Origin of the sequence: Mucilaginibacter phyllosphaerae, assembly GCF_004378255.1 — a bacterium.
Classification (GTDB): Bacteria; Bacteroidota; Bacteroidia; order Sphingobacteriales; family Sphingobacteriaceae; genus Mucilaginibacter; species Mucilaginibacter phyllosphaerae.
In genome coordinates this window covers 1-16948 of record NZ_SNQG01000001.1, presented here as the reverse complement: position 1 = coordinate 16948, position 16948 = coordinate 1, and the positions used below count along the sequence as shown (strand labels likewise).

18 protein-coding genes and 1 tRNA gene are annotated in these 16948 nt (G+C 43.9%); 12 read left to right on the top strand and 7 right to left on the bottom strand.

Annotated features, from left to right (window positions below; translation table 11 throughout):
- Nucleotide 1: 1 nt before the first annotated feature.
- From E2R65_RS00090 to pbpC, 4 genes are all read right to left on the bottom strand, one after another.
- A complete protein-coding gene (locus tag E2R65_RS00090) occupies nt 2–1486 on the bottom strand; it encodes a hypothetical protein (RefSeq protein WP_134334444.1) in 1485 nt (494 codons plus the stop codon).
- Between the two features lie 204 nt (nt 1487–1690).
- Nucleotides 1691–2056 (bottom strand): VOC family protein, encoded by a 366-nt coding sequence (locus E2R65_RS00085; RefSeq protein WP_134334443.1) that lies wholly within the window; start codon nt 2054–2056, stop codon nt 1691–1693.
- A gap of 17 nt (nt 2057–2073) precedes the next feature.
- Nucleotides 2074–2778 carry a 3'-5' exonuclease gene (locus tag E2R65_RS00080; protein ID WP_134334442.1) on the bottom strand — a complete coding sequence of 235 codons (705 nt, stop codon included), beginning with the start codon at nt 2776–2778 and terminating at the stop codon, nt 2074–2076.
- Between the two features lie 1061 nt (nt 2779–3839).
- On the bottom strand, nt 3840–6182 hold the full coding sequence (pbpC, locus tag E2R65_RS00075; RefSeq protein WP_240043106.1) for a penicillin-binding protein 1C: 2343 nt from the start codon (nt 6180–6182) through the stop codon (nt 3840–3842).
- Nucleotides 6183–6245: 63 nt separating this feature from the next.
- Between pbpC and E2R65_RS00070 the strand changes: the two genes are divergently transcribed.
- The 4 genes from E2R65_RS00070 to fbp are packed head-to-tail and all read left to right on the top strand — an operon-like array spanning nt 6246 to nt 9284.
- Nucleotides 6246–6968 carry a glycosyltransferase family 2 protein gene (locus tag E2R65_RS00070; protein WP_229704714.1) on the top strand — a complete coding sequence of 241 codons (723 nt, stop codon included), beginning with the start codon at nt 6246–6248 and terminating at the stop codon, nt 6966–6968.
- An 8-nt stretch (nt 6969–6976) separates the two neighbouring features.
- The gene (locus E2R65_RS00065; RefSeq protein WP_134334440.1) at nt 6977–7687 is read left to right on the top strand and encodes a tRNA1(Val) (adenine(37)-N6)-methyltransferase; all 711 of its coding nucleotides are present in this window, start codon (nt 6977–6979) and stop codon (nt 7685–7687) included.
- Between the two features lie 32 nt (nt 7688–7719).
- Nucleotides 7720–8211 (top strand): metallophosphoesterase family protein, encoded by a 492-nt coding sequence (locus E2R65_RS00060; RefSeq protein WP_134334439.1) that lies wholly within the window; start codon nt 7720–7722, stop codon nt 8209–8211.
- A 23-nt stretch (nt 8212–8234) separates the two neighbouring features.
- Nucleotides 8235–9284 carry a class 1 fructose-bisphosphatase gene (gene fbp / locus E2R65_RS00055; RefSeq protein ID WP_134334438.1) on the top strand — a complete coding sequence of 350 codons (1050 nt, stop codon included), beginning with the start codon at nt 8235–8237 and terminating at the stop codon, nt 9282–9284.
- 68 nt (nt 9285–9352) lie between these two features.
- On the opposite strand, the gene rnhA is transcribed toward fbp, so the two are convergent.
- Together rnhA and E2R65_RS00045 are read right to left on the bottom strand one after the other, a co-directional pair.
- Nucleotides 9353–9820 carry a ribonuclease HI gene (gene rnhA, locus E2R65_RS00050; RefSeq protein WP_134334437.1) on the bottom strand — a complete coding sequence of 156 codons (468 nt, stop codon included), beginning with the start codon at nt 9818–9820 and terminating at the stop codon, nt 9353–9355.
- Between the two features lie 107 nt (nt 9821–9927).
- On the bottom strand, nt 9928–12021 hold the full coding sequence (locus tag E2R65_RS00045; protein ID WP_134334436.1) for a heavy metal translocating P-type ATPase: 2094 nt from the start codon (nt 12019–12021) through the stop codon (nt 9928–9930).
- Nucleotides 12022–12128: 107 nt separating this feature from the next.
- Between E2R65_RS00045 and E2R65_RS00040 the strand changes: the two genes are divergently transcribed.
- The 8 genes from E2R65_RS00040 (at nt 12129) to E2R65_RS00010 (ending at nt 15761) form a co-directional block, all read left to right on the top strand.
- A tRNA-His gene (locus E2R65_RS00040) sits at nt 12129–12202 on the top strand.
- Between the two features lie 466 nt (nt 12203–12668).
- A complete protein-coding gene (locus E2R65_RS00035; protein ID WP_158285179.1) occupies nt 12669–13313 on the top strand; it encodes a carboxypeptidase-like regulatory domain-containing protein in 645 nt (214 codons plus the stop codon).
- A gap of 26 nt (nt 13314–13339) precedes the next feature.
- Entirely contained in the window at nt 13340–13876 is a 537-nt protein-coding gene (locus tag E2R65_RS00030; protein WP_134334434.1) for a DUF4142 domain-containing protein, read from the top strand.
- A 56-nt stretch (nt 13877–13932) separates the two neighbouring features.
- Nucleotides 13933–14163 (top strand): hypothetical protein, encoded by a 231-nt coding sequence (locus tag E2R65_RS00025; RefSeq protein ID WP_134334433.1) that lies wholly within the window; start codon nt 13933–13935, stop codon nt 14161–14163.
- 133 nt (nt 14164–14296) lie between these two features.
- Entirely contained in the window at nt 14297–14950 is a 654-nt protein-coding gene (locus E2R65_RS00020) for a hypothetical protein (RefSeq protein WP_134334432.1), read from the top strand.
- Between the two features lie 100 nt (nt 14951–15050).
- Complete coding sequence (locus E2R65_RS00015; RefSeq protein WP_134334431.1) at nt 15051–15290, top strand: hypothetical protein; 240 nt, start codon at nt 15051–15053, stop codon at nt 15288–15290.
- A gap of 106 nt (nt 15291–15396) precedes the next feature.
- Nucleotides 15397–15555: a baeRF7 domain-containing protein gene (locus tag E2R65_RS19970; RefSeq protein WP_158285178.1), complete on the top strand. Its 159-nt coding sequence runs from the start codon at nt 15397–15399 to the stop codon at nt 15553–15555.
- 5 nt (nt 15556–15560) lie between these two features.
- Nucleotides 15561–15761 carry a hypothetical protein gene (locus E2R65_RS00010; protein WP_134334430.1) on the top strand — a complete coding sequence of 67 codons (201 nt, stop codon included), beginning with the start codon at nt 15561–15563 and terminating at the stop codon, nt 15759–15761.
- A gap of 3 nt (nt 15762–15764) precedes the next feature.
- Here the strand turns inward: E2R65_RS00010 and efp are convergent, their stop codons facing one another.
- A complete protein-coding gene (gene efp, locus E2R65_RS00005; RefSeq protein ID WP_134334429.1) occupies nt 15765–16325 on the bottom strand; it encodes an elongation factor P in 561 nt (186 codons plus the stop codon).
- Between the last annotated feature and the right edge of the window lie 623 nt (nt 16326–16948).

Genomic DNA, 16948 nt, shown 5'->3' with positions numbered 1-16948 from the left:
CTTAACAGCCCCCTATTCCTTTTGTGTAAGTTCGGACTGATGTAGTTCCATAATTGTTATTCGTTGTAATACGTCCTCCATATGATTGTATCTGATTTCTTAATATATTTAAATATCTATTTAACATGATTTGAGTTTCGGTGTTTGATTGAGGCGGTGGTGATGATTCAACTTGACTTTCTAAAATTTCTTCTGCATTATCTTTAGCTAAAGCAGTAAGCCTTGCCGCCTCTGATGATGTAATAATCGTTCCATCTACTCTTTTTTTAGGAAACTCAAAATAAATTGTTTTGCTGTAAATGGCTCTAAAATAATCAATCTCTAATTTTCCTTGAGAATTTTGAAATTCTGTAATATAATCAAATCTTAAATCATTTACTCCACACACCTGATAATTTCCGTTACTAACCTGCATATATGCCCATGAAGCACAATTTGATGGAAAGTCGGGGTCTTTCGCTCCATTGACTTGCCCTGTGCCTGGAACAATTTCTTCCAATACAGGCGGTGGCGGTGTCGTAGGGCAAGGCACAGGCGTAGGTGTGGGCGTGGTGCCGCCTCCGGTGCCGGGTGCCGGCATGCTTTGTATCACCAGTTTACCGTTCTTTACCACTTCCGTCATGTCAACCGTATTTGGTTTTGCCGGGATACAGGGTTTCGGGTCTGCCGGTACACCGCCGCCGCTGCCGTCGCCACCATAGCCATAACCCCCTCCATCACCATCATCACACGTGGTTATCGTACCAATGTACTTATATCTGCAGTCTATCAGTTCGCCGCTCGGCAGTTGCTGGCAGTTGTAACTGTAAAAATCGGTAATGGTGCATGGTGCAGCTGCACTATTGGTTTTGATGCTGTTTATCCGCACGCCGCCTGTTGCTTCGTTAAATGATACGCTGCCTGTTCGCACACCGTTCACATAGCGCTCTCCGTTCACAAACTGCCTGTCCAGCGTGTAGTAAAATATCATCCCGTTAAATAAGCCCGGTATGTTCCTGTAATGCAGCTCATCCAGCACCGTCCCACTGCCGGGGATACTCAGGTCTTCTATCACTTTGGCAAAAAAGCTTAAACGGCTGCCATCTTTTTTTTCTATAAATACTACCGTTGTTTTGTTACGGTATTTTCCGTCGAGCTGTTTTAAAGTGTAAAGCCCGCTATCATTCTTCATCTCAAATTCGGCCACAATACTGCTGTCGTTTCTTTTTTGCAGCGTGTAGCTGTCCCAGTCAACCTCAATTGAATTGATCAGGTCATTATACCATTTACCGGTACTTTGGGTGGCTTTACTATGGGCTTTTACCCCGTTGGCATATAGCTCTTTCAGCTGCGGGATATGGGCATCGATAGTAGTTAAGGCCTGCGGGTTGGCTGTTTGGTTAACATGGTCCTTTCGGCAGCTGTAAAGTACAGATACAAAAGCAATTAGAAAAGCAATACAGAATTTAAAAGCATTTTTATTGCTTTTGAGGAAGGGGTTGTTCATTGTGATAGGTAAATGTTTCGTTGAAGATAATAATTATATGTCAGAAACAACATGACATAATTGTAAAAAAACTAATAATTATTTAATACTTTGAGTAAAGTAACCATTCGCTTTAGTTATAGCAGTATATTCCGTAAGCGATACTACGCCATACAAAGCATTGCATCGTCCAAAATGTGAAACCCTTGTAGCGAAAACTCTTTACTATTTATAAAACTCCCCAAAGTGCCATAATATTCCGGATGGATCGTGCACAAAACACTCCATACCCCAGTCTAATTTTTTGATAGGGGTAAGCTTTGCTCCCTGATACTTATCGGTAAGGTTTAAGGCTAACAGTTCGGCCCAAAAGCGCTCTACGCTGTCTACTTCCATAAAAATCATGGTGTTGTCTATCCAGTCTTTAACGTAAGCATCCTGTAGGTAAAAGCTTAAATTTCCGCTCCTGAAAACCGACATATTATGCGATAAAACGGCTTCTTCAAAGCCCAGGTCGCGGTAAAAACTGCGCGATACCTCAAAATCTTTGGCGCCTATAAACGGGCGCATGGATATACCTTTGTGTTTCATTTTTTTTATGTGATGATTTATACTATCGTGATACATTCTTCTTCGATCAAGGCCTCGCCGCGGTAACGGCGGATGAGCTGCGCGGTGGCAATCACATCTTTTTGGCAATAGGTGCAGATGCGCGGCAGGTCGTTCTCTACCCAGTACACATGGCCAACCTGGCTGCCGTCGATATCATCTTTGGAGGTTGGGATATTGAAGATAGCGGTAAGCAGGCTCAACGACGTGTAGTTTTTATAATCGCCGAATTTCCATAGCTCCATCGTGTCCAGGTGAGGGATCTCCCAGGGCTTTTTACCGTGGATCTGTAAGTGCGGCGGGAATGGTACGCTGTTCAGCAGCATCCGGCGGCAAATGTAGGGCAGGTCAAACTCCTTGCCGTTATGGGCGCAAAGTATAATGCTTAAAGGCTGGCTGCTCAACATCTTGCTAAAATCTTCGAGCAATTCTTTTTCCTGGTGCCCGGCGAACGATTTTATGCGCAAACCCGCGCGTTTACCGTTTAAAAAAATGCCAACTGAAATGCAAACGATCTTGCCAAACTCGGCCCAGATGCCTGCGCGCTCATAAAATTCCTTCGGTGTTTCGTCCTTACGCTGGTATTGCGATTTATGCGCCCAAAGTTCCTGCAGGTTATCGGGCATATCGTCGTAACTGCTGTATTGCGGTACGGTTTCAATGTCCAGCACCATCAGGTTGCCCAGGTCGTATTGTTCAAGCATACCACTAAGTTAACGGGAATTTGGGACAAGTTTGATGTAAATTTAAAATGCCACTAAAATTCCCTACCTGGGGAGGGGCGTGTTGGTTTGTGTAATGGCAGGGAGGGGTTTGTAGGTGGCGGCGATCTTACTCACCCGGTCATTGCTACGCTCGACCACCCTCTCTTCGCCTTCGGCGGAAAGAGGGATAAAATAATTCCACACCCTCTTTGCGCTTGCGCAGAGAGGGTCGACCAGCGCAGCGTCGTCGGGGTGAGTAGACTCATAAAGCGGGTGATCTTGCCCGGCGGCTATTTACTCACCCCGCGGCACTCCGTGCGCGACCTTCTCTTCGTCTTCGGCGGAAAGAGGGATAAAAGATAATTCCCCACCCTCTTTGCGCTTGAGCAGAGAGGGTCGACCAGCGCAGCGTAGTCGGGGTGAGTAGACTCACAAAGCGGACGATTACCCGCGGCGATCTTACTCACCCGTCATTACTAAGCTCGACCACCCTCTCTTCGCCTTCGGCGGAAAGAGGGATAAAATAATTTCACACCCTCTTTGCGCTTGCGCAGAGAGGGTTGACCAGCGCAGCGCAGTCGGGGTGAGTTACTAACCAAGCGGACGATTACCCGCGGCGATCTTACTCACCCGTCATTACTAAGCTCGACCACCCTCTCTTCGCCTTCGGCGGAAAGAGGGATAAAATAATTCCACACCCTCTTTGCGCTTGCGCAGAGAGGGTTGACCAGCGCAGCGCAGTCGGGGTGAGTTACTAACCAAGCGGGTGATTCTGCAGGCGGCGATCTTACTCACCCGGTCATTGCTACGTTTGACCACCCTCTCTTCGCCTTCGGCGGAAAGAGGGATAAAATAATTCCACACCCTCTTTGCGCTTGCGCAGAGAGGGGCGACCAGCGCAGCGTCGTCGGGGTGAGTTAACTAACCAAGCGGGTGATTCTGCAGGCGGCGATCTTACTCACCCCGCGGCACTCTGTGCGCGACCCTCTCTTCGCCTTCGGCGGAAAGAGGGATAAAAGATAATTTTTATCCGGTGCTACAGATTCAACCAGGATGAGCTTTTATTTATCCTTATCCAGCACCTCAAAATTGATTTGCAGAGTGTTGCCGCTGGCATCTACCAGGGTAAGCTTATGTTTGCCTGGCAAAGGGTTAAGCGCCATCTGGTGGAAGGCGCTGCTTTCGCCTACATACTTATCATCCAGGTGCCAGTATATTTTAATGCCGCTTTGCCGGTGCGCGGCATTGCAAATTAAGCGTCCGCGTTTGCCATTGGCTTCCAGGGGCACATAAACCTTTGCGCCGTCTTTAGGGTAGATCAGTTCCATCGGGTTGGCTTCGGCCTGTTCGCAGCCGGGGCCGAACGGGGGTAGGGTATGGTACTGGTAGTTTTTGGTTTTATAATAATACTCCATAGACGGGGGCAGTACAAACCAGCTTTTATTAACCATGTTATCCGGCGAGATACAATTGCCGGTTACCTGGAATTTTTGGTCGGCAGATAGGTGTACCAGCTTATGCCAGGGGCAAACAGGGGCTCTCAGTCCGCTTTTGGGTAACAGTTGTTCAACGGGATGTTCGCAGTACTGGCCTGCCCGGTAACCGCTTTCTTTGCATACATTTATCTTTACCAGTTCGCCGGTGGGCAGGTCAAACCATTCCCGCGCGGCCGGCAGCATCCTAAAGATATCAAACAGCACAGGTGCCGCCGTATGGATGCCCGTTAAGCCCGGCCGGCCTTCGCCATCGGTATTGCCCACCCATACGCCAACAACATATTTTGGGGTGATGCCGATGGCCCATCCATCCCTAAAGCCAAAGCTGGTACCTGTTTTCCAGGCAATGCGCTGGGTAGAACTGAATTGCTGCCAAAGCATTTCTTCGCCGGGGCGCATCACCTCTTCCATAGCCTGCAGGGTGTAAAATATAGATCCGGCGTCTAACAGTCCGTTTTTCTCCAAAGCGGGTTTTGCCTTCGGCGATGTGGTGTACACCGGGTCGTGGTAATCGGCAGGGTCATACCATCCGTTTGTTTTATTGTAATGATTGAGCACCCTGGCCATATCGGCATAGGCGCCGGTAAGCTCCCAAAGGGTATTTTCGCCACCGCCCAGTATCAGCGACAGGCCGTAATGGTCGGCCGGTTGTTTGAGCGTGCTGATGCCTGTCTTTTTCAGCTTATCGTAAAAGCGCTCGTACTTATACTGCTGCAGCATCTTAACGGCAGGTATATTTAATGATCTGGATAAGGCGTTTGATGCCGGTACCGCGCCATCATACCCAAGGTCGAAATTTTCGGGATGGTAGCCCGCAATCTGCGTAGGTACATCCGGGATCAGGCTGTTGGGTAGTATCAAACCATCGTGCAGCATGCTGGCATAAAGTAACGGTTTCAGCGTACTGCCCGGGCTGCGCGGCGCACCTACCACATCCACATCGCTTTCCATTTCGGGGTCTTCGCGGTGGCTGATGTTGCCTACATAAGCCAGCGTTGCGCCGGTTTCCACATCAAGCACCAAGGCGGCAATGTTGTTAATGTCGTTGGCTTTCAGTACCTGGTGGTGTTTTTCCAACAGGTTGCTAACTTGTGCTTGTAATGTACTTTTTAAGGTCGTTTTAAGGCGATTGAAGGGCTGTTTTCGGTCGTTAAAATCTGCTTTAAAACGTTGTAATAAATGGGGTGCCATCTGGGGTAGGGGCATAGGTTTTTCGGGCACGGGCTCCAGCCTGGCAAGTGCGGCTGTAGTGCTGTCGATGATACCCTGCCTGTAAAGTTTATCAATCAGGCTATTCCGTTTCTTGAGCAGGATCAACCTGTTTTTACCCGGATGCACCAGTGACGGCGCATTGGGCAGCACGGCGAGCGCCGCCATTTCACCCCAGGAAAGCTTGTTGGGTCCACGGCCAAAGTACCGCCAGGATGCAGCATCCAACCCGATTACGTTACTGCCAAAAGGGGCATTGCTGGCGTACAGGGCCATAATTTCTTTTTTGCTATAGGTGATTTCCAGCCGCATGGCCATAAAGATCTCGCCAAGTTTATTCCAGATAGTGCGGTTATGGCGGGTGCTCAGGCGGATCACCTGCATGGTTAAGGTACTGCCTCCGCTGGTTACCCTTTTTGATTTGATATTTTGTTTAATGGCCCGCCCAAATGCCAGCGGATCAAACCCCCAGTGGCTATTAAAGCGCTTATCCTCAAAGGCTATGATGCAGCTGGCGAATTTTATGGGTACACCGGCATTGTAAGGAAATCGCCACTGGCCGTCGGCAGCGATGGATGCGCCAAGCAGCTGCCCGGCATCATCATCAATAACAAAAGAAGTAGGGCTGCTAAACAATGGCTTAGGTAAACAAAGTGCAAACCAGCAGCATAAAGCAAGCAAAATAGCCGTTAATATCATTACTTTTGGCTTTTTAAAATTTTGCTTTATACGCGATAACATTAATACGGCATTTTATAATCCATGATGAAAATAAGTAAATTATCAATAATTATCCCTGCTTATAACGAGGGTGGCACCATTCACCTCATTCTGAACAAGATAAAAGCTGTTGAGCTGATTGATAACATCCAAAAGGAAATTATTATTGTGGACGATTGCTCGAAAGATAATACCGAACAGGCTGTTGCCGGCTATAAAGCCGAAAATACCGAACTGGATATCAGATACTTTAAACATCAGTATAACAAAGGCAAGGGAGCCGCATTGCACACGGGTATTGCCCAGGCAACCGGTGAATACACCATTATACAAGATGCCGACCTGGAATACGATCCTGCCGAATATAACGACCTGTTAAAACCTGTTTGCAACGGTTTTGCCGATGTTGTTTATGGATCGAGATTTATGGGGAGCAACCCACACCGTATCTTGTTTTTTTGGCATACAATAGGTAACCGCTGGCTTACTTTTTTATCAAACATGGTTAGCAACCTTAACCTTACGGATATGGAAACCTGTTATAAGCTATTCAATACCAAATTGTTGCAAAACATTAAGCTGGAAGAACAACGTTTTGGTTTTGAACCGGAGGTGACCATTAAAATGTCGCGCACGCCACGCATACGTATATATGAAGTAGGCATTTCTTACTATGGCCGTACTTATGAAGATGGTAAAAAAATAGGGTGGAAGGATGGCGTACGTGCCATTTACTGCATCCTTAAATACGGGTTGTTTAAATAACGTTTTGGGTGGATATCTTTAAATTTAAACAGTTTGATGTAGATCAAACAGGTTGCGCCATGAAGGTAAATACCGATGGTGTACTGCTTGGTGCCCTGATTGAAGCCGACAACCCTAAAAGCATTATTGATATTGGTACCGGCACAGGTGTTATTGCATTAATGCTGGCACAGCGTTTTGCTAATGCCCGAATAGACGCTGTAGAGATTGACCGGGATGCTGCTGAAATGGCCGGGCAAAATTTCAGTAACGCGCAGTATCATAGCAGGTTAACTATGCACTTTAATGCTTTTGAAGATTTTTTTGACAAGCATAAGGGTAATAAGTATGACCTGATCGTTTCCAATCCGCCATTCTTTCTGGATTCGCTAATCTCATCAAACAATAAAAAGAACCTGGCCCGGCATACGGATGGGGCTTTTTTTGAAAGGTTACTCGGCTGTATTTTTAATGGACTAAATGATGTGGGTACCTGCCAGTTAATAGTGCCTATAGTTACAGCCGCTGTTATAAAAGATTTTTTACCGAAGCATCAGCTATATCTGCATAAGGTATTCTCTATTAAATCATTCGTTAATTCTGTACCGCACCGGGAGATCATAATTATCGGCAAAGACCAGAAACAAATAGCACAAAAAAGCTTTGTGATATATGATGCGCCAAAAGTTTATTCAGCAGCATATCGTGCGGCACTTAAAGACTTTTTGACGATATTCTAATCCAAAATCGTAAATCCAAATTCTAAAATCATATGACCCGCATCGGCCTGATATCAGACACTCACGGTTACCTGGATGATGCCGTATTTAAACATTTCGAGAACTGCGACGAGATATGGCATGCCGGCGATTTTGGAAATATAGAACTGGCCGATAAACTGGCCGCCTTTAAACCGCTTAGAGGGGTTTATGGTAATATTGATGGAAAGAACATCCGTGAGGTATATCCGGAACACCTTCGTTTTATGTGCGAAAAGGTAGATGTGTGGATGACGCATATCGGTGGATACCCGGATAGATATGCGCCGGATGTGAGGCGTGAAATATACACTAAGCCACCTGGCTTATTTATTAGCGGCCACTCGCACATCCTCAAAGTAATTTATGATAAAAAGATAAATTGTTTGCATTTAAACCCCGGTGCGGCTGGTAAACAGGGCTGGCACAAGGTGCAAACATTAATCAGATTTTCTGTAACTGATGAAAAAATTCATACCTTAGACGTTATTGAATTGCATAAATAATATGTAAAAAATACACTAAGCTAATGAAAGCAGTTAAAACTTTAGGTCAATTTATTATTGAAAAACAAGCCGACTTCCCTTATGCTAAAGGCGAGTTGTCGCGCCTGTTGCGGGACATAGGTATTGCCGCCAAAATTGTAAACCGGGAGGTGAACAAAGCCGGGCTTGCCGATATCCTGGGCGATGCCGGTACCATGAACATACAGGGCGAAGGACAAAAGAAACTGGATGTCTACGCTAATGAGCAATTCATCTCTGCCCTTAAATGTGGCGGTGAGTGCTGCATGGTAGCATCCGAAGAAAATGATGAATGCATCCACATCGAATCTGAGATCTCTAAAGACGCTAAGTACGTTGTAGCTATCGACCCATTGGATGGTTCATCAAACATTGATGTAAATGTAGGGATAGGTACCATCTTCTCTATCTATCGCCGCATCTCTGCCCAGGGCAAAGCCGATTTAAATGATGTTTTACAACGCGGTATAGAACAGGTAGCCGCGGGTTATGTAATATACGGCTCATCAACCATGCTGGTTTATACCACAGGCAAAGGTGTTAATGGCTTTACGCTCGATCCTTCTATAGGGGAATTTTGCCTGTCGCACCCGGATCTGCGCATCCCTGATGATGGGGTTATTTATTCCATAAACGAAGGCTATTATTCGCACTTTCCGGATGGGGTAAAAAAATATATTAAATATTGCCAGGTAGAGGATACTAAAACCCAAAGGCCTTATACTTCCCGTTACATTGGCTCTATGGTAGCTGATTTGCATCGAAACATGATAAAAGGCGGTATATTTATTTACCCTTTAACTGCTGCCGCGCCTAACGGTAAGCTGCGTTTGGTGTATGAGTGTAACCCAATGGCGTTTATAATAGAACAAGCCGGGGGCATGGCCAGTAATGGCTATAACCGGATACTGGAACTGGAAGTAACCGAACTGCATCAACGCACGGCAATATTTATCGGCTCAAAAAACATGGTTAAAAAAGCCGAAGAAATGATGACCTGCTTTTCGCCACAGCTCACTAAAAAGAATTTTGAAGGCGAAGTGTGTTTGCAGTGATGAATGAATTCATGGTCGATAGTTCATAGTAATTTTGCTATCGACCATGGACTATAGTCTATCGACTCCTAAGCACTCGCTTTAGCAGCTTCTACCTCAAAAACAGAATCTATTAAAAGATCTTTTTGTTTACCGGCGGCAACAGCCAGCTGGTCGCAGCGTTCATTTTCGGGATGACCATTGTGGCCGCGTACCCATACAAATTTAACCTGGTGCATTTTGGCAATATTTAAGTACCGCATCCAAAGATCTTTGTTTTTTTTGCCGGCAAAGCCTTTGGCAACCCAGCCATTTACCCAACGCTTCTCAATCGCATCGATCACGTATTTAGAGTCGGAAAATATCGTAACTTGTTGATTGGGTAATTTAATAGCCTCCAGCCCGGTAATAACGGCAAGCAATTCCATGCGGTTATTAGTGGTTTTGCGGAATCCCTGAGACAATTCCTTATAGTGCTGCCCAGACCGTAATATCACCCCGTAACCGCCCGGCCCCGGGTTACCGCTTGATGCACCGTCTGTATATATTTCTATCATGAATTAGCTTGTAGTTGATGGTTCATATTGATAGTAAGAACCGTTCTCTTCCAGCCTCAAAAGTATAAAAACTTATTTAACGGGTATAAATTATGATCTATAAACACTCAACTATTAACTTTTTTTACCTTCAACCGTAACGAATTACCAATCACAATCAGATCAGAAAAAGCCATAGCCAAGGCGCCCACCATCGGGTTTAAAAAGCCAAGCGCCGCCACCGGGATAGCAATTATATTATAGGCAAATGCCCAAAACAGGTTTTGCTTAATGGTAAGTAAAGTATGCCTGCTTATCTGTAAGAATTTTACTACCGATTGCAGGTCGGTATTTAACAGTATCACCTTAGCCGATTGAATCGCTATCTGGCTGGCATCATTCATAGATACACCAACGTCTGCCTGGGTTAGGGCCGGGGCATCATTAATACCATCGCCAATCATAATGGTTTTACCTTTTTTGCGATACATATCAACTACCTTCAGTTTATCGTCGGGCAGCATTTCGGCATGTATTTCGTCTATCCCTAAAGCATCGGCCACTACAGTACAGCGCGATTTTTTATCGCCGCTTACCAAAACCGGGATGATGCCATCCTTTTTTAGTTGTGCTATCAGGCCGGCAGCGTCGGCCTTAATCGTATCGTCAACAGCTATTTGTGCCATGCGTACCTGGTTACGATAAAGCGACAGGTTAAAACTATCGTTGGTTTTATGCTTTGCGGTACCTAAAAAGTATCGGTGCCCATCTACATCTTCTGCGCGCATACCTAACCCCTTTTCTTCCTGTGCATTACGTAAGATCACTTTTTGCTGCGGCAAGGCATGTAACTCGGCAACCAGTGATCTGGCTATGGGGTGGTTAGAGCGTTCTTCAATAGCGGTTATCACGCCACGGATCTGTTCTGTAGTAAAGCCGTCTTCGGGCTTAATTGCTTTAATGCTGAATTTGCCTGTGGTAAGTGTACCCGTTTTATCAAACAAAACATATTTGGTATTGGCAACCGCTTCAATAGTATCGCCGCCCTTTATCAAAATACCATTTTTAGCAGCGCGGCCTAAACCCACCATTACTGCAGTAGGCGTAGCCAGGCCCATGGCGCAAGGGCAGGAGATCACCAATACGGCAATGGCGTTCATCATAGAGCGCTGCAGGCCGGCATCGGTAATTAAATAGGTAATTACAAAAGTTGCCAGGGCTATCAGTATCACTACAGGTACAAATATCGATGCCACCTTATCGCCCAGCTTTTGTACAGGTGGTTTAGCCGCCTGCGCTTTCTTCATCAGATCGATAATTTGCGATAGCGTGCTGTTGGAGCCTACCTTGGTAGCCATAATGCGCAGGTTACCCTGCTGCAATATAGTACCGCCAATAACGCTGCCATACTTTGTTTTAGCAACCGGCATACTTTCACCGGTAATCATAGCTTCGTTAACCAGGGCATCGCCGGATATCACTTCGCCATCAACCGGTATCTGGTCGCCCTCGTTAATTAGTAACACATCGCCGGATAATACATCCTTTGCATTTATTACTTCTGTACCGTTTTTTATAACCCGTATGGCTTTTACCTGCTGAAACTTCATCAGATCTTTTACGGCAGACGTTGTTTGGTTAACAGATCGTTTTTCGAATACGTTACCTAATAATACCAAGGTGATGATGGTTGCGCTGGTTTCATAGAACAGGTAGTGTTCGCCCAGGTTTTGGATAGTACCCACCAGACTATAAATAAAAGCCGAAGCAGAGCCGATAAATATCAGCACATCCATATTAGGCACACCGTTTTTTAATGAGCTGTAGGCGCTTTTACCAAAATGCAGGCATCCAACCAAAAACACCGGCAGGCATAAAATAAGCTGGAAAACAGAGTTATGAAGCCAATTCCATGGCAAAAACATGTGCAGCAGCAGCGGGGCGGTAAAAATAGAGCAGAAGATGAATTTGTTTTCTACCTTATTATAAAAAGGAGTAGGCTGCACGTTTTCTTCATCAACAACTTTAAATCCCAGTCCCTCTATATCTTTGATGATCTGCGGCAGTATAGATTGGTCGGCTGTACTAAATTTTACCTCTTCGGAAGCAAAACTAACCAGTACATCATGCAATCCTTTCTTTTCCAGTAATTTATGAATGCTCATTGCGCAATTATTGCAATGCATCCCGGTAACATTCAATTCCACTAATTGCTCTGCCATAATTACAAATTTAATTTAAGGCCCTGTGAAACAGGTAAGCAGAGTGTAATTTTAAAAAATGCTTTGCAAATTGCGTTTAGATTTCTATTTTTGCAACCTCCAACACGGTAGATGTAGCTCAGTTGGTTAGAGCATCGGTTTGTGGTACCGAGGGTCGTGGGTTCGAGCCCCATCATTTACCCTTAAAGGGGCAAGAGATTTTCAAGATCTTTTGCCCCTTTTTTATTTTTTAATATTTTTTTACCAGGAAGAATGAAATTATAACTTCCACTTTCTTCCTGCTGATGACAGTTCAAATCAACTAATCTCCTGGTTTGCTAATGTCTTTATAAGTTGTGTAAAACGTAATCATGTATCACAATCGTTGGCTATTAATTTCAGCCCATTGTTAATTTAGAGTTAATTTAGACATTAAAAATATCATTCTGTGTTTTTCAGAAATTTAATTTTAAATTAAACAATTTTCTGATTTGGAATATTGTATAGATAGTTGCGTCTCTGTAGGCAACTGTATTTGACCATCCGCTTTTAGTATTAGCCCATCTTTTAATAATAAATATTTATTGGTTATGAGGAAATGGTTTACTTGCTTTATAGGCGGGTGCTTAAGCTTGCTTTTTTATTCAATTACTGCATTTAGTCAAAATTTGCGTGTAACTGGTGTTGTAACAGATGCCAAAACCGGTGAAAAACTTGTTGGTGTTAGTGTTTTAGTAAAGGGTACCGGTACACGGGCGCGAACAGGGGTAAATGGCGACTATACGATCAACGTTGCTCCAAACGGTACTTTGGTGTTCTCTTATATTGGTTACACACAGCAGGAGGTACCGGTTAATAATCAAATTACACTTAATGTTAGCTTACAAGGTACGGCCACGCAACTGCAACAGGTAGTTGTTGTTGGTTATGGCATGCAGCGGCGGGATGTTACAGGCGCGGTTTCCCGGGTGGGGGGCGAAGATATTGCGCGGCAGCCTGTGCAAACTCCAACCCAGGCATTGCAGGGGCGCGCGCCGTGTGTTCAAAGCATTGGATCAGGCCAGCCAAATGCACAGCCACAGGTTCTTATTCGCGGAGTTGGTTCGGTATTGGCATGGGCAGGCCCGCTTTATGTAGTTGCGACCCGTTTTTTTGACCTGGTAAGGCAAGATGGGCTAAGGCCGGGGCGGGCGGAGGCAGCATTCCGAATCCATGGTAAGAGGTGGAATGCTGCACGCTCGCTCTTTCCTATCCCCCAGCAGCAGATCGACCTGAGCGGGCGCCGGTTAACGCAAAACCAGGGCTATGATTAGCAACATTTTAATAAATATAAACAACTATGAAAAAGTTAAATTTTGTATTCGCCATGCTTTTAGGCAGCATGCTTTTATTGGGATTAAACGCTTGCGACAAAGATGATGATCATAACAATTATCAGTTGGGCAACCAGGATTTTGTAACAACGGCATCAAGTAGCAATATGTTCGAGATCGCAGCCGGGCAGCTTGCTATCAACCAGGGTATAAATGCCGGTGTTAAAGTCTTTGGGCAACATATGGTTAATGATCATGGGCAAACTGCTATAGAAATGCAAACACTTGCAGCCAATAAAAATTGGACTATACCCACTGCCATGCTGCCGGAACATCAGGAAATGTATGATGCGTTAAAAGTGCTGTCGGGGCAGGGATTTGATAAACAGTTTGCGGCAATGATGGTTACATCGCATCAAAAAACCGTTGCCCTGTTTGAGCAGGCCGCCGGTAAAAATGGCGTACCCGATGGTGATCTGCGTGCATTTGCGTCAATAAAATTGCCAACACTAAAGGAGCACCTGCAAGATGCTCAGGAATTGCAAACAAATGTTAACGATTAATAAAATCACTACAGTGTAGGCTAACATAATGTATCAACAAATTAAATAATTATATCATGAACAATCAAGAAGGAAAAGTAACTAAAGCGATAGAAAATCAAACATCAAAGATCCCGTCAGATATGTTTTTATGGGCGTCGCTTGCATCAATGGGGGTTTCACTTACATTAAAATGCCTCCATAAAAAGCATACTGCGCTTTTTGTAGGGCAGTGGGCAGCACCGTTTTTATTATTAGGTATATATAACAAAATTGTGAAGACGCAGGGCAACGACCGGCAGTCTTAAATTTAACCGTACAGGTGTTATGGCAGCACCTGTACGGTTAAAAATATTTTTGCTGATAGTGTTAATTGAGTTTGAGAATAGAAATGATAGCTGTTAGCCTTTGCTGTTACGGCTAAGTAAAGTAATTAAGGATATGAAAACTTCAAGATCATGGCTCATGGTTGCGCTAATTATAAGTTTTTGCGCTTGTAGCGTAAATACCAAAGTAACCAATTCATGGCGTAAAGCAAATGCAACTGCCAATTGCTATAAAAACATTTTTATTACAGCCATGTCATCCAACATACCTGTAAAGCAAGCGGTTGAAACCGGCCTTGAGCAGCATTTGGAGCAAAAAGGCCTTGCAGTAGAGAAAAGCATGGACGTTTTTCCGCCTAACTTCAGCACACAAACCGGCCAAAAAAGAGAATATGTGGTAAGTAAGATACAAGCTACGGGTGCAGATGGCATATTAACTATAGCACTGTTAAAACAAGAAACCGAAAGCCGGTTTGTACCAGGCGGAGGTTATTGGAACCCCGGACTGCGTTTTAGCTATTATAACCGTTTTTGGAATTATTACAGTAACTGGAACCCCTATTTATCTGCACCAGGTTATTACGATAACCGGCAGATCTATTATCTGGAAACCAATCTTTACGATGCCCGTACGGAAGAACTAATTTGGGCGGCACAGTCCGAAACTTACGATCCGGCAAATATCAATGACTTTTTAAAGGGGTATATTAAATCCATCTACCAGCAAATGGTAAAAGACGGATTGATTACACCGCAAGCGGGCACGTAAAATACAATAACATTATTTTTTTTTAAGATAAGAAAATTAAAGCCATTGCGGCCCGAAAGAATCGACAAACAGTTTTAACTATTTAATAAATATAAAAATTATGGGAAAAGATAAGAATGGCGGATACATACCGCCGAAAGGTAAACCAACAGGTAACGGAAGAGAAACCCATCAATTAAAAGATGCCTTTGCAGTTACAGACCCTGAAACTGAAAATGAAATAGCTGCTAAATATACTAAGGATGGTACGGATGAAATTGCCGATGCCATACACGTACGCCATGTTAACCGCAATTTGCACAAAGGCGAAGATTTAGATGAGAATAATAACAACAGTTAGTATGAAAGGGATAACAAAAGAAGATTTTAGGGGACTGGTGCAACATAAAGCACGATGCCAGGTTTTACTATGGTGATGCCTATGGCCTAACCCGTATTTAGGCAGGGTGGTAAGGGCGGTACAGACGGCGCAAATTTTTCATGGACACGGAGAAGGACAGGGTGATGATAAAGACAACATAGGCATATATTGCCAGGAGGTTGACAGAACCTTGCTTGCCGAGGTGTTGCATGATAAAACCTCACCATTAATTTTACCTGGGTAGAATATTTGTTACCTATTTACCGTAATGCAAGCCATTATAACTATAACTATATCTATAATGATGCAATTACCGGCATCAACAAACCCAAAGTAAGCGGCCTTGCTTTTAAAGGCCAGAGAGAAGCTAATACCATAGCCATCATCACCAAAAAGCAAAAAAGTTCACCAGCATTGCCGATGAACTTTTACATACTATATATAGTATAACTACTATTTACTACGCTCTATATATTCGCCGGTACGTGTATCCACTTTAATCCTGTCGCCCTGGTTCACAAATAAAGGCACCTTTATTTCTACGCCATTTTCTGTGGTCGCATTTTTTAGCGCACCAGATGAGGTATCGCCTTTAACGGCAGGCTCGGTATAGGTAACCTCTAAATCAACAAAATTAGGTGCCTGTGCCATTATGGGTTCTTCGCTCTCAAAAGATACGATCACATTCATGCCCTCTTTTAAAAACTTTACGGCAGGGCCAAATAACGATTTAGGTATATTATGCTGATCAAAGGTGGTATTATCCATAATTACCATAAAATCGCCCTCTTCATATAAGTACTGAAAATCGTTTGTTTCCACACGGCAAATTTCAACCTGCTCATCTGTTGCCAAACGTGCCTCCACAATCTTACCTGTTTTAATATTACGAAACTTATCTAAATAGAAAGCCCCGCCTTTTCCGGGCGTGCGGTGCAATACCTCAGTAACCGTAACTAATTCCCCATTGTATCTTAAAATGTTTCCTACTTTAATTTCAGATGCTTTTGCCATGATATGAATTTAAATTTTTCTGCGAATATAAAATTAAGTTATTATAAACGCCATTGCCGGCACATACTGTTGTTTGTATGCAGCTTTTATAAAATTTGTTGTTCATTTAATATTTATAGTGATTGTTTGATTATCATATACTTATAATCCCAACGGTAAAAAAGCAGTGGTGTGAAAAAAGCAAAATCGTGCTCAAAGTGATAATAAATCAACTTTTTTATTTGACAGAGTGCTTATTATTTCTACCTTTGCAGCCCGCAAAAGCCGAAAGGTGGGAGTGGTAGTTGAGATTGAAAAGAGGCTTTAAATTATTTAGAAATAAAGTTTGCAAAAACAAAAAAGGTTTCTACCTTTGCAATCCCAAAACGAGGGAGAAAAAGCCGGAAGCGGTTTAGAAAAAAACGTTAGCAGAACCAGGAGCGATTTTTGGTTTAGAAGATTGAAGAGTTAAGCATTGCGAGATGCGAAAACATATAGGGAGTCTGAGACAGACGACCGCAACAGTTCTTAAAAGAGATAGAGAATAAATTATGCAGCGTAACAGCGGGAGGTTTAGACTAACCGGGAGTTAAGCATTAAAGACGAGTTCAGTTGGGATAATGTAAGAGAATATTTTTTTTTAC